Consider the following 21073-nt stretch of genomic DNA (forward strand, 5'->3'; position numbering starts at 1 on the left):
ATGAAAGCATCAATCTACCAAAAACTGGAAAATCTGGCAGAGCGCTGTCAGGAACTGCAGGCGCTGTTAAGCGATGCTGAAACCATTGCCGATCAGGATCGTTTTCGCGCGCTGTCGCGGGAGTTCTCCGACATTGAACCGGTGGTGCGTGAGTTTGAGGCCTACCTGGATGCACAGACCGGTCTGGAACAGGCGCTGGAAATGCAGCGCGACGCGGATCCTGATATTCGTGACATGGCAGAAGACGAGGGTCGTCAGTTGCGCGAGGATATTGCCGCGTTGGAGCTGAGCCTGCAGAAGCTGCTGTTGCCGAAAGACGAAAAAGACAGCATGAATGTGTTTCTGGAGATCCGCGCTGGCACCGGCGGTGATGAAGCGGCGTTGTTTGCCGGTGACCTGCATCGCATGTACTCGCGCTACGCCGAGCTCAAAGGCTGGCGCCTGGAGATCATTAGCGAGCGTTCCGGCGAGCATGGTGGTTACAAGGAAATCATCAGCCGCATTGAAGGACGTCAGGTGTACGGGCAACTGAAATTCGAGTCGGGCGCACACCGCGTGCAGCGCGTGCCCGAAACCGAGACCCAGGGTCGAATCCACACCTCGGCCTGCACCGTCGCGATTCTGCCGGCCTCGGACGAGCTGGCGGAAATCGAGCTGAACAAGGCTGATTTGCGTGTCGATACCTTCCGCGCCAGCGGCGCCGGCGGTCAGCACATCAACAAAACCGACTCTGCCATCCGCATCACTCACCTGCCGACAGGCATGGTGGTGGAATGCCAGGACGAGCGTTCCCAGCACAAGAATCGCGCCCGCGCCATGTCCCTGCTCAGTGCCCGGATCAATGACATGGCACAACAGGCGGCTGACAAGCAGCAATCGGATACGCGTCGATTGCTGGTAGGCTCGGGCGACCGCTCCGAACGCATCCGGACCTACAATTTTCCTCAAGGCCGGGTAACAGATCATCGAATCAATCTGACCCTGTACAAGCTGGCGGAAGTCATGGAAGGTCAGCTTGATGTCGTCATTCAGCCGTTGGTGCATGAATATCAGGCCGACCTGCTCGCTGAGCTGGCGGCGTGAACCGGTGACGGTGAGCATTCACCAGGCGCTGACGCAGGCCACCAGGGTGCTGGTCGCCAGCGACACGGCCAGGCTGGATGCGGAAGTGCTACTGGCATGTGTGCTGGGCAAGGCGCGAAGTTATCTGTTCAGCCGACCGGAAACCGAATTGAGTGACGAGCACAGCGCCGCATTTGCCGCCTTGGTGACACGCCGTGCTGCCGGGGAGCCGGTGGCCTATCTCACTGGAATGCGGGGTTTCTGGACGCTGGATCTCAAAGTGACGTCAGCGGTGCTGATTCCCAGGCCGGAAACGGAGCTGCTGGTTGAACTGGCACTGATGTTGGCACAACGCGTCGGTGACGGGCGGCCGGATGCGCCCCTGGTGGTTGCCGATCTGGGCACTGGCAGCGGCGCGATTGCGCTGGCACTGGCCAGTGAACGGCCGCATTGGCAGATTCACGCCAGTGATCGCAGCGAGCAGGCGCTGGACGTTGCCCGGCATAATGCCGGCCGGCTGGGGCTGGAAAGCGTCAACTTTGTCCAGGGGGACTGGTGTGACGCGTTGCCAGCCGGTGTTGGCTTTGACATGATCGTCAGCAATCCGCCGTATATCGCCGGAGAAGACCCGCATCTGGTCCGGGGTGACCTGGTTTTTGAGCCACGCTCAGCGCTGGTTGCCGATGAGCGCGGCCTGCGCGATCTGGCGACAATCTGCCGGCAATCCGGTCTCTGGCTGCGTGACGGCGGTTATCTGTTACTGGAACATGGTTATGAACAGGCGGCTGATGTCCGCACGTTACTGACGTCCGCTGGTTTCGAAAATGTGCGCAGCGAGCGCGATCTGGCAGGTCATGAGCGGGTGACACTGGGGCGCCGCGCAACGTCGGGAGAAAACACATATGCGTGATGAACAGTTATTGCGCTATAGTCGACAGATCATGTTGCCCGCCTTTGATATCGAAGGCCAGACCCGGCTGCTGCAGTCGACGGTGCTGGTGGTGGGCATGGGTGGCCTGGGCAGTCCCGTGGCGATGTACCTTGCCGCTGCCGGCGTTGGCCATCTGATACTGGTTGATGATGATGTCGTTGAGATCAGCAACCTGCAACGGCAACTGGTACATCGCGAGCACACCGTCGGCGACAGCAAGGTCGAGTCAGCGCGACAGACGCTGCTGGCATTGAATTCGGATGTTAAGATCACCACCGTGAATCAGCGCGTTGACAAGGCGCTACTGGAACGGATGATCAGCCAGCAGGTCGACCTGGTGGTGGACGCCTGTGATAACTTCAGTACGCGTTTTGCGGCCAATGCGGTGTGCGTAAAATACAAAGTGCCATTGGTCTCCGGCGCCGCCATCCGTCTGGAAGGCCAGGTCGCTGTGTTTGACAGCCGGCAGCCAGACAGTCCTTGTTATCAGTGTCTGTATCAGGGCGGTGATGATGAGCAGATGAGCTGCTCCCGTAATGGTGTGCTGGCACCGGTGGTCGGTGTCATTGGCAGCATGCAGGCACTGGAAGCGATCAAGATTTTATCCGGCATGGGCAGGAGCCTGTGCGGACGTTTGTTGTTGTTTGATGCCATGACCTCAACGTGGCGTGAATTGCGATTGCCGCGCGACCCCGCATGCGCAGTATGCGGGGCGGAGGCTTCCTGAACAGTTTTATTAAAGGTTGTTATACATGCAGAACACTGAAAACGAAGACACTACTTCTACGGCAATAGAAGTCACCACTGAAGCAATGGGTGAGCCGGACGTGGCGCAACAACCGGCGGCTGATTCGCCGCCTGTGGTGCCGGATATCCCATTTAGTCGCTTTGCGCTGGAAAAACCGCTTGAGCGTGCGATCAAGGAGCTGGGTTACAAATTCTGCACGCCGATCCAGGCACAGAGTCTGCGTTATACTCTGCGCGGTTACGACGTGACCGGCAAAGCCCAGACCGGTACCGGCAAAACGGCGGCCTTCCTGATTACCATCATCAATGATCAGTTGAAAAACCCGGTCAGGGAAGAGCGCTTTAATGGTGAACCTCGTGCCCTGATTCTGGCACCCACACGCGAGCTGGTCATGCAGATCGCCAGCGATGCGCAGAACCTGAGCAAAGGCTGCGGGCTGCATGTGGTGACGCTTGTGGGCGGGGAGGATTACAAAAAACAGTTGGCTGCCGTTGACTCAAAACCGGTTGATATCGTGGTGGCAACACCGGGCCGGTTAATTGATTTTCTGCAGAACGATCAGCTGTATCTGGGGCTGGTGGAAATACTGGTCATCGATGAAGCCGACCGTATGCTGGATATGGGTTTTATTCCGCAGGTAAGAACGATCGTCAGTCGCACACCGCACAAGGACTGCCGCCAGACCCTGTTGTTCAGCGCCACGTTCACGCCCGAAATCATTGAGCTGACGTCACGCTGGGCGATGGATCCGGTCATGATCGAGATCGCGCCGGAGCGCGTGGCCACCGATACCATTGAACAGATCGTGTATCTGGTCACCACGGAAGACAAATACAAGCTGCTCTATAACCTGATCAAAGCCGAGGGCGCGGACAAAGTGATTGTCTTTAATAATCGCCGTGACCAGGTGCGCAAGCTGGCCGACAGCCTGTATCGAAATGGCGTCAGTTGCGGGTTGCTGTCTGGCGAGATCGCGCAGAACAAGCGGGTGAAGACACTGGAAGCGTTCCGTGATGGCGAGATTCAGGTGTTGGTGGCAACCGATGTGGCAGGTCGTGGCCTGCATATTGATGACGTCAGTCATGTCATCAATTACAGTTTGCCGGAAGAGGCGGAGGATTACGTGCACCGTATTGGCCGTACCGGACGTGCCGGCGCAATCGGCACATCAATCAGTTTTGCCTGTGAGGAAGATTCATTCCTGTTGCCCAATATTGAAGACAAGCTGGGTCAGAAGCTGCCGTGCGTGTACCCTGCGGAAGAGATGTTGCTGGAGCCGCCCGCATTCACGCGGCCGTCGCATTTCAAGGATGAGTCCAAGCCTTCAACGCGCGGTGGCAGAAGTGGCGGCAGCAAGGGTGGTGCCGGCAAACCCCGCCCTCGCCGTTGATCAGGCAGGTGTGACAGATCAGGCCGGATTGCCGCGTTTGGCGCCGGCTGCCGTCAGCACTTCAATGTAGGGTGTCGCGGCGCGGTGCTGACTCACATGGTCAAGAAACGTGGAACCGTCCTTAAGTGTCACATTGATGTCATGCCCGGCGGCGACAAAAAACGGCACAAAGCGGACAAAGTGCTCGGGCAGCATGCCACGATAGGCCTTGGTCAGAATGTGATAGGCCGCCGGAATGCTTTCAGGTGGTTCCAGTTCGAGAAAGGCTTTGATGCGTTCATCTGACCATTCTTCATTGCGCGTTGCCGGCTGGGTACGGTCTTTGCCGGTCTTTTTTTCTTCAATCATGGTTTTACCTTAATCATATTTGTACGTTCACGCACTCAGTTTCTTGCGCAGTAATTCATTAAGTTGGGCCGGGTTGGCTTTGCCTTTTGACAGTTTCATGGCCTGACCGACAAAGAAACCAAAAACCGCTTCCTTGCCGCCGCGATACTGTGCCACCTGGTCCGGGTTCGCCGCGATCACGTCTTCGACCAGTTTTTCGATGGCGCCGGTATCGGTGACCTGTTTCAGGCCGCGCGCTTCGATGATGGCATCGACGTCAGCCTCGCCTTCACTCAATGCTTCAAATACGGTCTTGGCAATTTTGCCGGAAATCGTATTGTCCTTGATGCGGCTGATCAGTATGCCCAACGCCTGGGGGCTGATCGGTGATTCGCTGATGGTGAGATCCTGTTTGTTGAGCAGGCCCAGCAGGTCGGCACTGACCCAGTTCGCGGAAAGCTTGGCATCGCCACACAACTCCACGACGGCCTCGAAATATTCGGCCATGTCGCGGCTGCTGACCAATACATCAGCATCGTACTCGCTCAGGCCGTATTGCTTGATAAAGCGCTGGCAGCGGGCACCCGGCAGTTCCGGCAGGGTGGCGCGCACGGCGTCGATAAAGGCATCATCAATGACCACCGGCAACAGGTCGGGCTCGGGGAAGTAGCGGTAATCGTTGGCCACCTCCTTGCTGCGCATAGAACGGGTTTCGTCCTTGTCGGAATCGTACAGACGGGTTTCCTGCACCACGCGGCCGCCATCTTCGAGTAACTCGATCTGCCGCTGCACTTCGTAATTGATGGCCTTTTCCACAAACCGGAAGGAGTTGACGTTCTTGATTTCCGTGCGGGTGCCGAACTCGGTATCGCCTTTTTTGCGAATCGACACATTGGCATCACAACGCATGGAGCCCTGCGCCATATTACCGTCGGAAATGCCCAGATAAAGAATAATGGAGTGCAGCTTTTTCAGGTACGCCACCGCTTCTTTGGCATTGCGCAGGTCGGGGTCCGACACAATCTCCAGCAGCGGTGTGCCGGCGCGGTTCAGGTCGATACCGGACATGCCCTGAAAATCTTCATGCAGGGATTTGCCGGCGTCTTCTTCGATGTGCGCACGGGTGATGGCAATGACTTTTTCGCTGCCATCTTCCAGCTGTATTTTCAGGCTGCCACGACCTACTGTCGGGAAGTCGAGCTGACTGATCTGGTAGCCCTTGGGTAGGTCCGGGTAAAAATAGTTCTTGCGGTCAAAAACCGAGCGTTTGCCAATTTCCGCGTCCACGGCGAGGCCAAAGCTGACCGCCATGCGCAGAACTTCTTCATTCATGACCGGCAACGTGCCCGGCATGGCCAGATCATAAAGACTGGCCTGGGTATTGGGTTCAGCGCCAAAATTTGTGCTGCTACCCGAAAACAGTTTGCTGTTTGTCGCAAGTTGTACGTGTACTTCCAGACCGATAACGGTTTCCCAGGTCATGTGTTATACCTCCGGTCTTTGCGTGTGCCAGTCGGTGTGCAACTGGAACTGGTGAGCGACATTAAGCAGGCGCGATTCGGACAGCGCCGGGCCAACCAGCTGCATACCGATGGGCAGGCCATTGAGCAGGCCGGCAGGCAGGGATATGCCGGGCAGGCCGGCCAGGTTGACGGCGATCGTGTAGATGTCTTCCAGGTACATGGTCACCGGATCGCTGTTTTTCTCCCCAAGCTTGAAAGCGGTATGGGGTGACGTTGGCCCCAGGATCAGGTCCACGTCATGAAACGCGGTGTCGAAGTCTTCCTTGATCAGGCGACGGATCTTCTGTGCCTTTTTGTAGTAGGCGTCATAATAGCCGGCAGACAGTGCGTAGGTGCCCACCATGATGCGGCGTTTCACTTCATCACCGAAACCTTCGCCGCGACTGCGCTTGTACATGTCTTCCAGGTTGACCGGGTTCTCGCAGCGGTAACCGAAGCGGGCGCCGTCGAAGCGAGACAGGTTGGCCGATGCCTCGGCCGGTGCAATCACATAATATGCCGGCACTGACAGATGGTTGTTGGGCAGGTCGATGTCCCTGAAAGTGGCGCCCAGGCTTTCCAGCTTGCTGATGGCCAGCTGCAGAATTTCCTGTACCTGCGTGCTGAGTCCGTCACTGAAATGCTCGCGTGGCAGGCCAATGCGCAGGCCGGTCAGGGGCTGATTCAGTTGCGCGGTAAAGTCTTCCGCAGGGATGTCCAGACAGGTTGAGTCGCGCGCATCGGCGCCGGCAATGACATTCATCATCAGGGCGGCATCTTCGGCGCTTTTGCTCAACGGACCGGCCTGGTCCAGGCTGGAGGCGAACGCGATCATGCCCCAGCGCGACACCCGGCCATAAGTTGGTTTGAGGCCGGTGATGCCGCAGAACGACGCAGGTTGACGTATCGATCCGCCGGTATCGGTGCCGGTGGCCATGGCGCACAGATCGGCTGCGACCGCAGCGGCAGAGCCGCCGGACGAGCCACCCGGCACACGCGTCTGATCCCAGGGATTTTGCACCGGCCCGAAATGACTGGTTTCGTTGGATGAGCCCATGGCAAATTCATCCATATTGGTTTTGCCCAGCATGACGGCACCGGCCGCCTGCAGACGCTCCACAACACAGGCATCATAAGGGGCGGTAAAATTCGCCAGCATGCGCGAGCCGCAGGCAGTCAGCACATCGCGGGTACAGAAAATGTCCTTGTGCGCGATGGGAATGCCGGTCAGCGGCCCGGCCTTACCGGCGGCGCGCAAGGCGTCGGCCGCCGCCGCCTGGGCCAGCGCCTGATCCGGGGTGGTGGTCACATAGGCATTCAGCGTCGGGTTCAGTTGAGCGATGCGGTCCAGGTAGGCCTGTGTCAGTTCTACACTTGACACGTCCTTGTTGGCCAGCGCGATGGCCAGTTCAGCAACGGTTTTGCTTAACATAAGCGTCTGTATCCTTGCCTGATCTGATGGGTTTCAGCAGTCAGAGATGTTGTTAACAATGTGCGTGCGAGTCCGGGCGGGTAGCGCCGGGCGATGTTATTCGATGACTTTCGGGACCAGGTACAGGCCGTCCTGTGTGGCCGGCGCGAGCTTCTGAAAATAGTCGCGCTGGTCGGTTTCGGTGACCACATCCGGGCGCAGGCGCTGGCTGGCATCAAAGGGATGTGCCATCGGCGTAACCTGCGAGGTGTCGACGTTCTGCATCTGATCAATCATGGTGAGGATATTGCTGATTCGCTGGGCCACTTCCAGCGTGTCTGACTCGCTGATCTGCAGTCGTGCCAGGTGCGCAATTTTTTCCACGTCTGTGTTGTTTAAGGCCATCAAAAGGCTCCTGAGTGTGCGATAATGCCGGCCTTGCCAGGTTGTTGACTTATGCCCGACACCGGAATGTTTTTGCTACTTGCCCTAATACATGAGCATTGCTAGAGTGCGTATCTATTTGCTGGAGAAGCCGTGATTATACGGGATTATAACCGGTCTGAGGCAACAGTTTCCTTCCAGGTTTGCCATGGTTGTTTCACAGATCTGCCCCGGAGGCAGTTTGGGGGCAGGAACTGTCACTCGTTTTGTCTGTCTGCTATTAGAGTAGATTAACGGGTCCGGCTTCCGGACCGTTCTAATTATTGTTGAGGTAAGCAAGAATTCAATGTTCAAAAAAATAAGGGGAATGTTCTCCAACGATCTGGCCATAGATCTGGGCACGGCGAACACACTGATTTACGTACGCGGCGAAGGCATTGTTCTGAATGAGCCCTCGGTGGTCGCAATCCGCAACCACAACGGGCAGAAGACGGTCACTGCCGTGGGCGCCGATGCCAAGCGTATGCTGGGTCGTACACCGGGTAATATCACGGCCATACGGCCGATGAAAGACGGCGTTATCGCTGACTTTCAGGTAACCGAGAAAATGCTGCAGCATTTCATCAGCAAAGTGCACGAAAACAGCTTTTTCCCGCCCAGCCCCCGTGTGCTGGTGTGTGTGCCGTGCAAATCCACTCAGGTTGAACGCCGGGCCATCCGCGAATCGGTCATCAGTGCCGGTGCCCGCGAGGTGCGTCTGATCGAAGAGCCCATGGCTGCAGCCATTGGTGCCGGCCTGCCAGTCGAGAAGCCCAGCGGCTCGATGGTGGTGGATATCGGTGGTGGCACCACCGAGATCGCCATTATTTCCCTGAACGGTATTGTTTATGCGGAGTCTGTCCGTGTCGGCGGTGATCGCTTCGACGAAGCCATCATTACCCATGTGCGCCGTAATTACGGCAGCCTGATTGGTGACGCCACCGCTGAACGCATAAAAAAGGAAATCGGTTGTGCCTACCCGTCAGAAGGCGTGTTGCGCGAAATCGATGTGCGTGGGCGCAATCTTGCCGAGGGCGTGCCGCGCAGTTTTACCCTGAACAGCGACGAAATCCTCGAAGCCCTGCAGGAAACCCTGTCAGCCATTGTGCAGGCGGTGAAGAGCGCGCTGGAACAGTCTCCACCAGAACTGGCATCTGATATTGCTGAAAGTGGCATGGTGCTCACCGGTGGTGGTGCCCTGTTGAAGGATCTGGACAAGCTGTTGTCTGAGGAAACCGGTTTGCCGGTGATTGTCGCTGACGACCCGCTGACCTGTGTGGCGCGCGGCGGTGGCAAGGCAATGGAGTTGATGGATTCCAACGAAATGGACGCACTATCGGTAGAGTAATCCCCATTCGGGGACTACCGGCAATCAGGTACTAATGCTGAACAGGCTGAGGTTCTGCTATTAAAACCTTATTTATCAAAGGCGTGTCGCTGGAATATCGTCTGTTGGCATTCCTGGCGCTGTCTCTTGGCGTCATGTTTGCCGATGCGCGTTTCGATTATCTGGATCGCGTTCGTTATACCGTCGCCTATCTAAGTACACCCGTCTACTGGGTGGCAGATATTCCTGCCCGCGCTTCGTCATGGATCGATGATGTGTTTGTATCGCAACGAGACCTTATCGAAGAAAATGCCCAGCTGCGTCAGGAGCTGCTGTTTGCTCAGCGTGAGTTGCAATTGCTGGCCGGCCTGGCCAGTGAAAACAGCCGTCTGCGCGAATTGCAGGAAGCGTCCAAGGCTGTGCAGGGGCGTGTGATGGCGGCGGAAATCATCAACGTCTCCAACGATCCCGGTTCCCGTCGGGTGCTGATCAATCGCGGTGCCCACAACGGAGTATTCGAAGGTCAGGCCATACTTGATGCTCACGGTTTGATGGGACAGGTGGTGGAAGTACTGCCGTTTACCAGCTGGGTGTTATTGATAACCGACTCGCGCCACGGCACGCCGGTGCAGGTCAATCGCAACGGTGAGCGCGCGATTGCGCGCGGCAGCAGAGGCGATGCGCCCGGTTTGGAGCTGGAATATGTGCCTGACACCGCTGACATTGTGGTAGGTGACCTGCTGGTCAGTTCCGGTCTGGGCCAGCGCTACCCCAAAGACTATCCGGTGGCGGAAGTGACCCGGGTGTTTCATGATCCCGGTCAGCCCTTTGCGCTGATCAGGGCGCGCCCGCTGGCACAGATCGACCGCACCCGTCATGTCATGCTGGTGGTGCCGGATGATGAGATAATTGGTGGCAGCGGGGTGCAGGTGCTGCCGGACTTTCCGGCCGAGACACAGGGGAATCAGTAATCATGGGACCCAGAGCACACGGTGTGTGGATCATTATTCTGACCTTGCTGATTGCCTATTTGCTGGCAATTGTGCCTTTTCCAGACTGGGCGATGCACTACCGGCCGCAGTGGGTGGCGATGGTGCTGATCTACTGGATTATGGCCCTGCCATACCGGGTCGGCATTGGCGCGGCATGGTTCGCCGGTTTATTCATGGATATTCTGGAAGGCTCGCTGCTGGGATTGAACGCCTTGTCGTTTGCCCTGATCGCGTATATCACGCTGAGTTTGCATCAACGTCTGCGTATGTTTTCCTTTCTGCAGCAAAGCGGCATGATCCTGGCGCTGGTGGGGCTTAATATGACCATCACTTACTGGATAAAAGTGGCCACTGAACAGACCGATGCCGGCAGTCTGCTGTTCCTGCTGGGCGCCTTGTCCAGTGCCTTTGTCTGGCCATGGCTGTTTGTTGTCCTGCGTCAGTTGCGTCGCGGTTTTAATGTCAGCTGACATGTCTTCACGTCATACCCCACCTCCTGCCGACGACTCTGCGCCACTGGTGCTGGCATCGGCGTCGCCCCGGCGCCGTGAGTTGCTGGATCAGATCGGTGTCACCTACCGTGTGCTGGTGCACGACACGAATGAGGCCATGCTGCCTGCCGAATCGCCCGACGCTTACGTTAGTCGTCTGGCGCGGCAAAAGGCGGCGTCAGTGAACGCCTTGCCGGAGATCTTCGGGCGCAGGCCGGTACTGGGCGCAGATACCATTGTTGTTTGCGACAGCACTGTATTGGGCAAGCCATTAAACGAGGCCGATGCTGCCCGCATGCTGGCGATGCTGTCAGGAAGGCGCCATGAAGTGATGACCGCAGTCTGTATCATGCAGGGCAAACAGGCGCAGGTCGCCACGGTGCGCACCAGCGTCTGGTTCTGCGATCTGAGTGATGAACACATTGCCGCATACTGGCGTAGTGGCGAACCGGTGGGAAAAGCCGGTGCCTATGCCGTGCAAGGGCTGGGGGCGTTGTTTGTCGAGAAAATCGAAGGCAGCTACTCCGCCGTGGTAGGGTTGCCGGTATTTGAAACCAGTCGTTTGTTGGCCGGTTTCGGCATCAGGAGCGCACTTGGCGTCTGACGCTTTTTGTTGTGAAAGCACATTGTCCGCCCGGAGAGTCGAGTGAGTGAAGAGATACTGATAAATGTCACCCCCAGGGAAACCCGTCTGGCGTTGATAGACAATGGTCTGTTGCAGGAGATCTACATCGAGCGCCGCAGTCGCAGCGGTCATGTCGGCGATATTTATCTGGGCAAGGTGGTTCGGGGCATGCCGGGAATGGAGGCGGCGTTTGTTGATATCGGGCTGGAGCGCGCTGCATTTCTGCATTGCGCCGACATTGCGCCGGTGGGTGCCGATGGTCTTGAGGTCAGCGATGCCGGTGCCGCTGATATACAGAAGCTGCTGCACGAAGGACAGATGATTGTGGTCCAGGTCGCCAAGGACCCGATTGGCTCCAAGGGCGCCCGCCTGACCACCCACCTGACTCTGCCGTCGCGCCATCTGGTGTATCTGCCGCGAAACGCCCATATTGGTATTTCCCTGCGACTGGAAAATGAAGAGGAGCGTGAGCGTCTGCAGGCCACGCTGGGGCGTTGTCTGGCGCAGGAAGTGGCCCCGGACAAAGGCGGCTTTATCATCAGAACGGCAGCAGAAGGTGCCACGGAAGCTGAATTGAGTGAGGATATCCGCTTTCTGCGCAAACTCTGGGCTGCCGTCGCGCGCCGCATTGAAAAAAACCGCGAAATCAGGGTCCTGTACCGGGACTTGCCTTTGTATCTGCGTGCAGTAAGAGATCTGATTACGCCACAGGTCGAGAAAATCCGGGTGGATACGACGGACGCGTTTGACGAAATCAACGGTTTTGTCGGCGACTTCATTCCTGACTCGCTGGGTCGCGTCGAACTCTACCGCGGTGAGCGACCGATTTTCGATCTTTACAGCATCGATGATGAGCTGGATAAAGCACTGGGTCGTCAGGTCAAGTTGAAATCCGGCGGTGATCTGATCATTGATCAGACGGAGGCCATGACCACCATTGACGTGAATACCGGCGGCTACCTGGGCAACAGGAATCATGCGGAAACGGTGCTGAAAACCAATCTGGAAGCAGCGACAGCGATCGCACGCCAATTGCGTATAAGAAATCTGGGCGGCATCATCATTCTGGATTTCATCGACATGGTGGATGCGGAGCATCAGCGTCAGGTCCTGCGGACCTTGACCCGGGCGCTGGAAAAGGATCATGCCCGCACCATGATTTCGGGTATCTCGGAGCTGGGCCTGGTGGAAATGACCCGCAAGCGCACGCGGGAGAGTCTGGGCCAGATTCTGTGTAGCCCGTGCCCGGTGTGCGCCGGCCGCGGACGCCTGAAGACGCCGGAAACCATTTGCTACGAGATCTTCCGCGAAATCGTGCGTGTGGCACGCGCTTATGAGAATGATGAGTTGCTGGTCATGGCCTCTCAGCTGGTAGTTGATCGATTGTTGGATGAAGAGTCTGCGACACTCGCGGACCTGGAAGTGCTGACAGGTAAAACGATCAGGTTTCAGGTTGAACCCATGTATACTCAGGAACAATATGATGTTGTTCTGTTTTGACAGGCACCTATGATTCTTCAGTTGAGCAAATCCATCGGACGGGCGATCCTGCAGGTCTCGTTCGCAGTGCTACTGGTCATGCTGGTGGCACTGGCGCTCTATGTCAGCCTGGGCAGACAACTGGCGCCGATGGTGGGCAACTACACCGCAGAGGTTGAGCAGCGCCTGTCACAGATGCTGGACGCCGATGTGAAGATTGGCAGCATTGAGGGTGAGTGGGAACGGTTTGGTCCACGCTTCCTGATCAGCAATCTGCAGATTACTGCCCGCGGCAATGCCGGTTCGGATCCGTTGGTACTGGAGCACGTCAGTATCGCGCCCGATATGCCCGCCAGTGTGCGACAGATGCGCCCCGTGTTAGGGCGGACCACGTTACAACAGCTTGACCTGACCCTGTACGAACAGGCTAACGGAGGCTGGTCACTGGCCGGTCTGACAGCAACCGGATCAGAGCCCGTATCACCGGCACAGGTCCTGGAATGGCTGAAAAGTCTGGCGCTGCTGGAGCTGGAGCAAACCCGGCTGGCATTTCACCATGGTACTGGTCAGGTGACACGCTTTAGCGATGCGACACTTCACTTCCAGAGCCTGAATGGGCGTCATGCCCTGACTATGATCGCCTTTCAGGATGATCTCACGGCGCCGTTGCGGGTTCAGGGAGAACTCACCGGAAATTCTCTGGACCGGATGCAGGGAGAACTCTATGTGGCATTTCCCGGCGCAGACTACAGTAACTTCCTGCACGATATCAAACCCGCCGGTATTGCTATCAATGGCATCGCTCTGGACGGTGAGTTGTGGTTAACGCTGCAACCGGGTGACCTGGCTTCAGCGACCTGGCGTGGTCGCGCGGACCTGGCTGTCGAGCGCAGAGCCGCCACCCGCATGGAAAATCTGACTGTTGGCTGGTTGCAGCTACAGCACTCGACCGAGGACAACCGCTGGCAGCTTGAGGTCGAGGATTTTGCCTTCGATTATGCCAATGGCAGCTGGCCCTCCGGCGGCATGACCGCTACTTACCAGCCCGGTCGCAGCGCAACCGCACATATTGATGCCATGGATATGGGGCTGGCGTCACGCCTCGTGGTGGCACTGGCACCTGACAGCGCCTTGCGCGAAGAAATTGAATTGTTCAACCCGCGCGGGCTGGCCCGCAACCTTAAAATCAATGCCGGTCTGGACGGCAACGCCGTGAAGACTGCATCTGTCAGCACGAACCTTAATGCGGCGGCGCTCAGTGCGCATCGGGGTGCACCCGCGTTCTGGGGCATTGACGGCTACGCGGAACTGGAGTTCGCTGCAGAGCAGTCTCGCGCAGATGGATTTGTCGAAGTCGACAGTGACGATGTGATGGTACATTTACCCAATCTGTTCAACGATCAATGGGCGTATCAGCGGCTCAACGGCAGGATGGGGTTTCGTGCTGACTGGAGCACAGATCTCGATATCCGGCTGGCCAGCAGTGTCATTGTCGTGGAGTCGGTCGATTTGCAGGCCCGTGCCAAGTTTGCTACCGATATCAGGAATGGCGATGACCGTACAATCAATCTGGAGCTGATGATTGGTGCCCTGTCGGCAGATGCATCGCGCAAGTCGTTGTACCTGCCGACAGCGCCAAATGCGCCGCAATCGGCGCAAGGCATTCTGCGCTGGGTCGATCAGGCTGTTGTTGCCGGACAGGCGGGCGGCAGTGGTCTGATTTTCAGAGGGCAGGTCCAGCGAGGTGCCGTCGCTGAACAGCGAACGTTGCAGATGTTCTACAAGGTGGCAGATGGCACACTAAAATTTGATCCGGCATGGCCAGCCATCGAAGCGCTCGATGGTGTCGTGACTATCGACGATGGTGCCGTTGATATCACTGCGTCCGCTGGCAGTTCGCTGGGCATAAATTTTAATTCCAGTGTCGCGTCCGTGCGCGCCACTCCGGAGGGAGGTAGCTGGCTGACAGTCAGCGGCACCGGTCGCGGCAGCGCGCAACAGGGGTTGCGCTATCTGCAGGCAACACCTGTTACGCAGGGCGTCGGTCAGTATTTGTCGACGTGGCAGGCCGAAGGGGATACGGAATTCAGTCTGGCACTGAGTATTCCGCTTTATGTCGACAATGCCAGGCCGCAGGTCGACATGGCGTTTGCGTTTGATGGCAACAGCATTCTGATGCCGGAGTTCAATCTTGCTGTCGGTGATTTGTCCGGGCGACTGGTTTACAGTTCCAGCGAAGGGCTTGCGAGTCAGGACATGACGGCCACCCTGCTGGGGAGTGTGGTTGATGTGCAGATACACGCGGACGGCCTGGACGGTGAGCCCGAAGGCGCCAGCGTCAGTGTTGCGGGTGATGTCAGTGTGGACGCGTTGACTCAGTGGTCTGGTATGCCTGGGCTGGTGTCAACCCTGTTGACAGAGGCGCAAGGCACCGCCGCTTATCGCGCGGAGGTCAAACTGCCGATCTACGGTGACGCTGATGCCAGCAGCGGCGTGCTGCATCCGCAATTGCAGATCAACAGCGATCTGCAAGGTATCGGATTTGGTTTGCCGGCGCCCTTCGGCAAAGTCGCTGACGACAGCAGGGCGTTTGCCATGACGCTGGATTTTATGCCACAGGGCCCGGCGATCAGTATGTCTCTGCGTGATGCTGTGCAGATGAATCTGACGTTGCGCGATGACGCCGTCTACAACGGTCTGCTTTATTTCGGTGGCACGGCAGATGGCTTGCGGGTGCGGCGTCTGAACGGGTCGGCGCCGGGAATCTCGGTGCTGGGCACCATACCGGAACTGGATTTCCAGAACTGGTCGGCGGCGATTGGTCGCCTGGCACAGGGGGGCAGCAGCAGCCCGGTGCCAGTCGCCGATTTCGATCCGGGTGTGGCCTTGTCGGCCGAGCTGACGATAGGGCGTCTGACAGTATTTGACGAGGTGTTCGAGCAGGTCAGCGCCCAACTGGCTGAGCAGGACGATGGCTGGTCGCTGGGCCTGAACAGCGACGCGGTTGCCGGCACTGTGCGCCCTCCGGCCACATCGGCAGCCCCCTGGGACGTCGCTCTGGAGTATCTGCATCTGAGTCGTTCCGTCGACGGCAGGACCGAAGACGAGGCGTCTTTGCAGGAACAGACTGCACCTGAGCTGGCAGAGGCGGAGGTCGAACTGGATTTCCAGGAGTTGCCTACGGTGGAATACCTATTGCCGCGCAATGATCCGTTGGCCGATCTGGACCCCAGAGAGTTTCCCAATATCCGGCTGTCGATTGGCGAGTTGACCATGGCCGGGTCGCCTTTCGGGCAATGGCAGTTTCTGATGCAATCAGATGCACAAGGTGCCGAATTCACTGACCTGATTGTTGATGCCCGTGGCCTGCGTATTGGCAGCGAGGAAGAGCCGGCAAACTTTCGCTGGCTCTACGATGGCGACAGCCACGATAGCGAGTTGACAGGCATGCTCAGTGCCACTGATCTGGCCTCTGTACTCAGCGCCTACGGTTATGCTCCCAGCATTCAGAGCGAGTCAGCCAGATTTGATTCACGTTTGCACTGGCGTGGCAGTCCGGCGAATTTTTCTGCACTGGGCCTGAACGGCGAGATCGAACTCGACGTCAATAACGGACGTTTCCAGCAACGCGCCGGCGTCGCCAACAGCGCCTTGCGGCTTATCAGCATCATCAATTTCGATGCCGTTCTCAGGCGCTTGCGTTTCAGTGAAGACATTGCCGGATCCGGACTGGTCTATGATGATATCCGCGGCAAAGTGGTGCTCGAAGACGGTCTGTTGTCGATCGAGGACAGGTTGCAGATCATCGGGCCATCGAGTCTGTTTCAGATAGAAGGCGAGGTCGATCTGGCCGCCGAAACCATCGACGGCGATCTTTATATCACGCTACCGGTCAGCGACAATATACCCTGGCTAAGCGGACTGGCTGCACTCAATAACCTGATTAACTGGCAGGTTGCGGTCGGGGTATTTCTGTTTGATCAGATTTTTGGTGACCAGGTTGATAACCTGACCAGTGCGCACTATACGCTGGACGGTCCCTGGGAGAGCGTGGAGCCGAAGCTGAATCAGGTATTCACGGGAGGCAGTTGAATGGTGGCAACAAGAAATCGGGTGGCAGCCGTGCAGATGGTCAGTACCGCCGATATCCATGGCAATATCGAGGCAGCCGGCAGGCTGATTGGTGAGGCCGCAGCCGCTGGCGCGGCGCTGGTGGTGCTGCCGGAAAATTTTGCGGTGCTGGACGGCGGGCCGCAGGCGCAGTTCGCTGAACATGAAGGCGATATGGGGGCTCTGTTGCAAGGGTTTCTGTCCGCCCAGGCCCGCCGTCATGGCATTGACCTGGTTGCGGGCACGATACCCTTGCTGACACGCCCTGCGCGCCCGGGTCATGCGCCTGAGTTGTTGACGGATGGCCGTGTGCGGCCAGCCTCACTGGTGTTTGACAGCAGCGGCGCCATTATTGCCCGTTATGACAAAATGCATCTGTTTGATGTCGAGGTCAGCGACCGGCAGGCGCGTTATGCTGAATCTGACAGTTTTGAGGCCGGCAACGAAGTGGTTGCCGTCGATACTACCGTGGCCCGGCTCGGGCTATCGATTTGCTACGATATGCGTTTTCCTGAACTTTACCGTCGGCTGTTTAATGAGCGCGTGGAGTTGATTTCGGTCCCCGCCGCATTTACCCGGGTCACCGGCGAGGCACATTGGGAGGTATTGTTGCGCGCACGGGCCATCGAAAACCAGTGTTATGTGATCGGTGCCGGTCAGGGCGGGGTGCATAATGAACGTCGGGAAACCTATGGCCACAGCATGATTATCGACCCGTGGGGGCGCGTACTGGACGTTCTGGACAGTGGTGAAGGCGTTGTTGTGGCAGATCTGGATTTACCTGCGCTGCATGAGCTGCGCCGCAAAATGCCCGTGTTTTCGCATCGGCGCCTGTAGTATCCGCAGATTTGGTATTTATGGAAGGAGTGGCATGTTGGATAAAGGGTTAATCACCAATTTATGTGCGCTGTCAGTGACCGCACTGAGTCTTTTTTTGCCCGCACCCTATAACAATGTGGTGTTGAGTGCCGGGCTGTTTGCATTGTCGGGCGCGTTGACCAACTCGCTGGCCGTTCATATGCTGTTTGAGCGCGTTCCCGGTTTTTATGGGTCCGGCGTAATCGCACTGCATTTCGAGGAGTTCAAGATTGGCATCAAGGACCTGATCATGCAGCAGTTCTTCAGTGCCGACAATCTGGATCGATTCTTTGATGCCGATACCGTCATGAACAGCGGCATGGAGCAGCTGATGCCATCCCTGATCGATGAGCTGGATCTGGACAAAGCCTTTGATTCACTGTCCGAAGCCATCATGCAGTCTTCCATGGGTGGCATGGTTGGCATGATCGGTGGCCCCAAAGCGCTTGAGGGCCTGCGCCAACCATTTGCCCAGCGCATGCGGGACTACCTGAAGTCATTTGTGGCATCTCCGGTGTTTGCCGATGCGCTGAGCGAAAAAGTCAGCGCTGCCAGCCACAGCGAGGCTGTGCTGGAGCGGATTGAGACGTTGGTGGATCGTCGCTTGCAGGAGCTGACGCCGCAACAGGTGAAAGCAATTGTGCAGAAGATGATAAAGCAGCATCTGGGCTGGCTTGTGGTCTGGGGTGGCGTTGTCGGCGGTTTGCTGGGACTGGTGTTTGCTGTTGTTGGTCTGCTGCAAACCGGTGCCTGAGTGTAAAACAGTACGGGTGTTCAGAAACGTTGCTGTCGTCCGGATTTGCCTGCGTTTGTCGTAAAACTGGGCAATTGTGGCATTTTGTATCATTAGATGTAAAAACCCCCGCTGATAGTCTAGAATCCCCGCAATAAAATTCGAATCGCAGTATTGGATCGTTCCAATAATCCGTTTTTTTTTAACCCTAGAGTGTGTGATTTATTATGGCAAGACCAGTTGAGTTTGTTTACGAAGACGTGTTGACCAATGCAATGGAGCAGTTCTGGCGTGAAGGATTTGAAGCCAGTTCAGTGCAAAAGTTGCTTGATGTAACCGGCATTAATCGTGGGACGCTGTATAACTCATTCGGCGACAAGGATACTTTCTTCAAATCATGTCTGGAGCACTACAGCAAGCTTGTTGATAAGGAGCTGTCAGCCTCCCTGAATAACGAAGAACTGGCACCTTGGGATGCTATTGAAAAGTATTTTGACCTGGCTGTGCTCAGCGCCAGCAACAAGCGTCGCACCATGGGCTGCCTGCTGGTCAACTCTTTCTGTGAAAGCATCAATTACGACAAGGACATCCAGAAGCTGGTCAAGAATTACTACGGTAATATCCGCAAGGCATTGCTGAAGCGTTCGAAGGAAGCAGAAAAGGCCGGCAACCTGAGCAAAGGCGTCAGCCCCGAGCTGGCGGCTGATGTATTGATGAACACTCTCAGTGGACTGCGCGTGCATTCACGTGAAGGCAAGAGCGCCAAGCAACTGGCGGAAGTGGTCGCGTTTACGGTCAAAACCCTGAAATAATCAGCTTGCCCTACGGCACTGCGGGCCCCGAGTCTATCTGTTGATTACCCTGTTGTGGTCGGGTCGATATCAGGTATACTTGGGCCATCAGATGTCGGGATTCCCGCATGCAAAGGACGTTTGGCTGATAGTTGTTACCTCTGGGTGGCAGACTTAAAGTCAATAAAAACAAATATTTAACAGTTTGTGGTAATTACAATGAAAAAACTGGCAGGCAGCAGAAAAAAAGACGAAAGCAATATTGACCTGACGCCCATGCTCGACGTGGTGTTCATTCTGTTGATTTTCTTTGTCGTCACCGCGACTTTTTTGTCTGAGCAGGCCATCGATGCCGCCAGCAACGAGAATAACGACACGCCGCCCGAGACCGATGACGAAAACAAGAACATCCTGATTGAGCTGAGCCAGAACAATGAAATTCGTTTCAATGGCGAGCCACGGGCAGTACTGGAAAGCCAGATTCGCGCCAACATTGACCGTCTGAAAGCTGAAAACCCGTCAGCCACAGTGATCATACGTCCGGCCGAGACCTCCAATGTCAATACGCTGGTCATGGTAATGGATGCGGCCAAACAGGCTGGTATCGCCAATATTTCAATCGTGGAGCCGTAACGGGTAGTCCACGCCAGACGAGTAACAGTCAACCTGATTGATCAGCGTTGATGACAAAAAACGCACCCCGAGAGGTGCGTTTTTTGTTTTGGGGCAGGTAATATGGGTGCCTCTTATGCACAGGAGTCGAAGTGTGAGCAATGCCAGTGGTGATATGCGTACCTTGTGGTATGACGATAACGCGCAGCAGCTGAAGATCATTGATCAGACACAATTGCCGCATCAGCTTCTGATCATGGACATTGATACGCTGGAGCAGGCCTGTGATGCCATCGTACAGATGAGGGTCCGTGGCGCGCCATTGATAGGTATTACGGCCGCATTTGGTGTGTATCTGGCGCTGAAAAAGGACCCGGATACCCTGGCCTCTGCCTGCAATACGCTGGCAAAAACCCGGCCCACGGCCGTGAACCTGCAGTGGGCGTTGACCCGCCTGGCAGAAGGTCTGGTATCTGTGCCGCCGGCGCAACGCGCGGAGGCGGCGCTGGAGATGGCCAAAACACTGTTAGCAGAAGATGCGGCCGCATGCAGTGCCATTGGTGACGCCGGGCTGGCATTGCTGGAAAAACTGCTGGCTGTCAAACAGGCGCGTGCGGATGATGCCGTGCTCAATGTATTAACGCATTGCAACGCAGGCTGGCTCGCCACCGGCGCCTGGGGCACCGCCCTGGCGCCTATCTACAAAGCGCATCAGGCGGGTTTGCCCGTGCATGTCTGGGTAGATGAGACCCGACCGCGCAATCAGGGGGCATCGCTGACCGCGTGGGAACTGGCGCGCAGCGGCGTGCCTCACACGCTGATCGTGGACAATGCCGGCGGCCATCTGATGCAGCATGGTATGGTGGATATCTGTCTGGTGGGCAGTGACAGGACCACGGCCAGTGGTGATGTCTGTAACAAGATTGGTACCTACCTGAAGGCACTGGCAGCGTTCGATAATCGGGTGCCGTTCTATGTCGCGCTGCCAACATCGACCATTGATTTCGAGTTGAGCGACGGCGTTCGTGAAATCCCTATCGAGGAGCGGGCCAGCACCGAAGTCAGCCATGTGGCGGGGCTTGATGCCTCCGGCACCGCATGCCGTGTCGCGATCGCGCCACCGGATACCACATTCAGCAACTACGGTTTTGACGTGACGCCAGCGCGGCTGGTGTCGGGATTGATCACGGAGAAGGGGATATTTCCGGCCACGCCGCAGGGATTGCTGGACATCAAGGCCTGGCTTTAGCCGGCCGCTGGC

Annotated in this window: 19 protein-coding genes; 15 read left to right on the top strand and 4 right to left on the bottom strand. The window is 57.0% G+C overall.

The window, feature by feature from the left end:
• From prfA to rhlB, 4 genes are read left to right on the top strand one after another with little or no spacing between them, the layout of a single operon-like run.
• Entirely contained in the window at positions 1-1083 is a 1083-nt protein-coding gene (gene prfA, locus ENH71_RS00910) for a peptide chain release factor 1 (protein WP_294134750.1), read from the top strand.
• Positions 1043-1972 carry a peptide chain release factor N(5)-glutamine methyltransferase gene (gene prmC / locus ENH71_RS00915; RefSeq protein WP_414704709.1) on the top strand — a complete coding sequence of 310 codons (930 nt, stop codon included), beginning with the start codon at positions 1043-1045 and terminating at the stop codon, positions 1970-1972. The genes prfA and prmC overlap by 41 nt, the downstream gene beginning before the upstream one ends.
• Positions 1965-2720 carry a HesA/MoeB/ThiF family protein gene (locus ENH71_RS00920; protein ID WP_294134753.1) on the top strand — a complete coding sequence of 252 codons (756 nt, stop codon included), beginning with the start codon at positions 1965-1967 and terminating at the stop codon, positions 2718-2720. The genes prmC and ENH71_RS00920 overlap by 8 nt, the downstream gene beginning before the upstream one ends.
• A 25-nt stretch (positions 2721-2745) precedes the next feature.
• Positions 2746-4131 carry an ATP-dependent RNA helicase RhlB gene (gene rhlB, locus ENH71_RS00925; protein ID WP_294134755.1) on the top strand — a complete coding sequence of 462 codons (1386 nt, stop codon included), beginning with the start codon at positions 2746-2748 and terminating at the stop codon, positions 4129-4131.
• A gap of 18 nt (positions 4132-4149) precedes the next feature.
• On the opposite strand, the gene ENH71_RS00930 is transcribed toward rhlB, so the two are convergent.
• The 4 genes from ENH71_RS00930 to gatC all read right to left on the bottom strand — a co-directional run bounded on the left by ENH71_RS00930 (position 4150) and on the right by gatC (position 7776).
• The gene (locus tag ENH71_RS00930; protein ID WP_294134757.1) at positions 4150-4479 is read right to left on the bottom strand and encodes a PA4642 family protein; all 330 of its coding nucleotides are present in this window, start codon (positions 4477-4479) and stop codon (positions 4150-4152) included.
• Positions 4480-4506: 27 nt separating this feature from the next.
• On the bottom strand, positions 4507-5940 hold the full coding sequence (gene gatB / locus ENH71_RS00935) for an Asp-tRNA(Asn)/Glu-tRNA(Gln) amidotransferase subunit GatB (RefSeq protein WP_294134760.1): 1434 nt from the start codon (positions 5938-5940) through the stop codon (positions 4507-4509).
• Between the two features lie 3 nt (positions 5941-5943).
• Complete coding sequence (gene gatA, locus ENH71_RS00940) at positions 5944-7392, bottom strand: Asp-tRNA(Asn)/Glu-tRNA(Gln) amidotransferase subunit GatA (RefSeq protein WP_294134761.1); 1449 nt, start codon at positions 7390-7392, stop codon at positions 5944-5946.
• A gap of 96 nt (positions 7393-7488) precedes the next feature.
• On the bottom strand, positions 7489-7776 hold the full coding sequence (gene gatC, locus ENH71_RS00945; RefSeq protein ID WP_294134768.1) for an Asp-tRNA(Asn)/Glu-tRNA(Gln) amidotransferase subunit GatC: 288 nt from the start codon (positions 7774-7776) through the stop codon (positions 7489-7491).
• Positions 7777-8101: 325 nt separating this feature from the next.
• Between gatC and ENH71_RS00950 the strand changes: the two genes are divergently transcribed.
• The 11 genes from ENH71_RS00950 (at position 8102) to mtnA (ending at position 21061) form a co-directional block, all read left to right on the top strand.
• Positions 8102-9142: a rod shape-determining protein gene (locus ENH71_RS00950; RefSeq protein WP_294134771.1), complete on the top strand. Its 1041-nt coding sequence runs from the start codon at positions 8102-8104 to the stop codon at positions 9140-9142.
• Positions 9143-9225: 83 nt separating this feature from the next.
• Positions 9226-10092 (top strand): rod shape-determining protein MreC, encoded by an 867-nt coding sequence (mreC, locus tag ENH71_RS00955; RefSeq protein WP_294134774.1) that lies wholly within the window; start codon positions 9226-9228, stop codon positions 10090-10092.
• A gap of 2 nt (positions 10093-10094) precedes the next feature.
• Positions 10095-10583, top strand: a complete 489-nt coding sequence (gene mreD, locus ENH71_RS00960) for a rod shape-determining protein MreD (RefSeq protein ID WP_294134777.1) — start codon at positions 10095-10097, stop codon at positions 10581-10583.
• A gap of 1 nt (position 10584) precedes the next feature.
• Positions 10585-11208, top strand: coding sequence for a Maf family protein (locus tag ENH71_RS00965; RefSeq protein ID WP_294137354.1), 624 nt, complete (start codon positions 10585-10587; stop codon positions 11206-11208).
• A gap of 42 nt (positions 11209-11250) precedes the next feature.
• Positions 11251-12729, top strand: a complete 1479-nt coding sequence (gene rng / locus ENH71_RS00970; protein ID WP_294133592.1) for a ribonuclease G — start codon at positions 11251-11253, stop codon at positions 12727-12729.
• 9 nt (positions 12730-12738) lie between these two features.
• On the top strand, positions 12739-16800 hold the full coding sequence (locus tag ENH71_RS00975; protein WP_294133593.1) for a YhdP family protein: 4062 nt from the start codon (positions 12739-12741) through the stop codon (positions 16798-16800).
• Positions 16801-17655, top strand: coding sequence for a carbon-nitrogen hydrolase family protein (locus ENH71_RS00980; RefSeq protein WP_294133595.1), 855 nt, complete (start codon positions 16801-16803; stop codon positions 17653-17655).
• A gap of 34 nt (positions 17656-17689) precedes the next feature.
• Positions 17690-18430, top strand: a complete 741-nt coding sequence (locus ENH71_RS00985) for a DUF445 family protein (RefSeq protein ID WP_317622384.1) — start codon at positions 17690-17692, stop codon at positions 18428-18430.
• A 206-nt stretch (positions 18431-18636) separates the two neighbouring features.
• A complete protein-coding gene (locus tag ENH71_RS00990) occupies positions 18637-19221 on the top strand; it encodes a TetR/AcrR family transcriptional regulator (protein ID WP_294133597.1) in 585 nt (194 codons plus the stop codon).
• Between the two features lie 198 nt (positions 19222-19419).
• Positions 19420-19833, top strand: a complete 414-nt coding sequence (locus ENH71_RS00995; RefSeq protein WP_294133599.1) for an ExbD/TolR family protein — start codon at positions 19420-19422, stop codon at positions 19831-19833.
• Positions 19834-19966: 133 nt separating this feature from the next.
• Positions 19967-21061 (top strand): S-methyl-5-thioribose-1-phosphate isomerase, encoded by a 1095-nt coding sequence (gene mtnA, locus ENH71_RS01000; RefSeq protein WP_317622385.1) that lies wholly within the window; start codon positions 19967-19969, stop codon positions 21059-21061.
• Positions 21062-21073: the final 12 nt, after the last annotated feature.

Origin of the sequence: Pseudohongiella sp. (assembly GCF_011050365.1) — a bacterium.
Lineage (GTDB): Bacteria > Pseudomonadota > Gammaproteobacteria > Pseudomonadales > Pseudohongiellaceae > Pseudohongiella.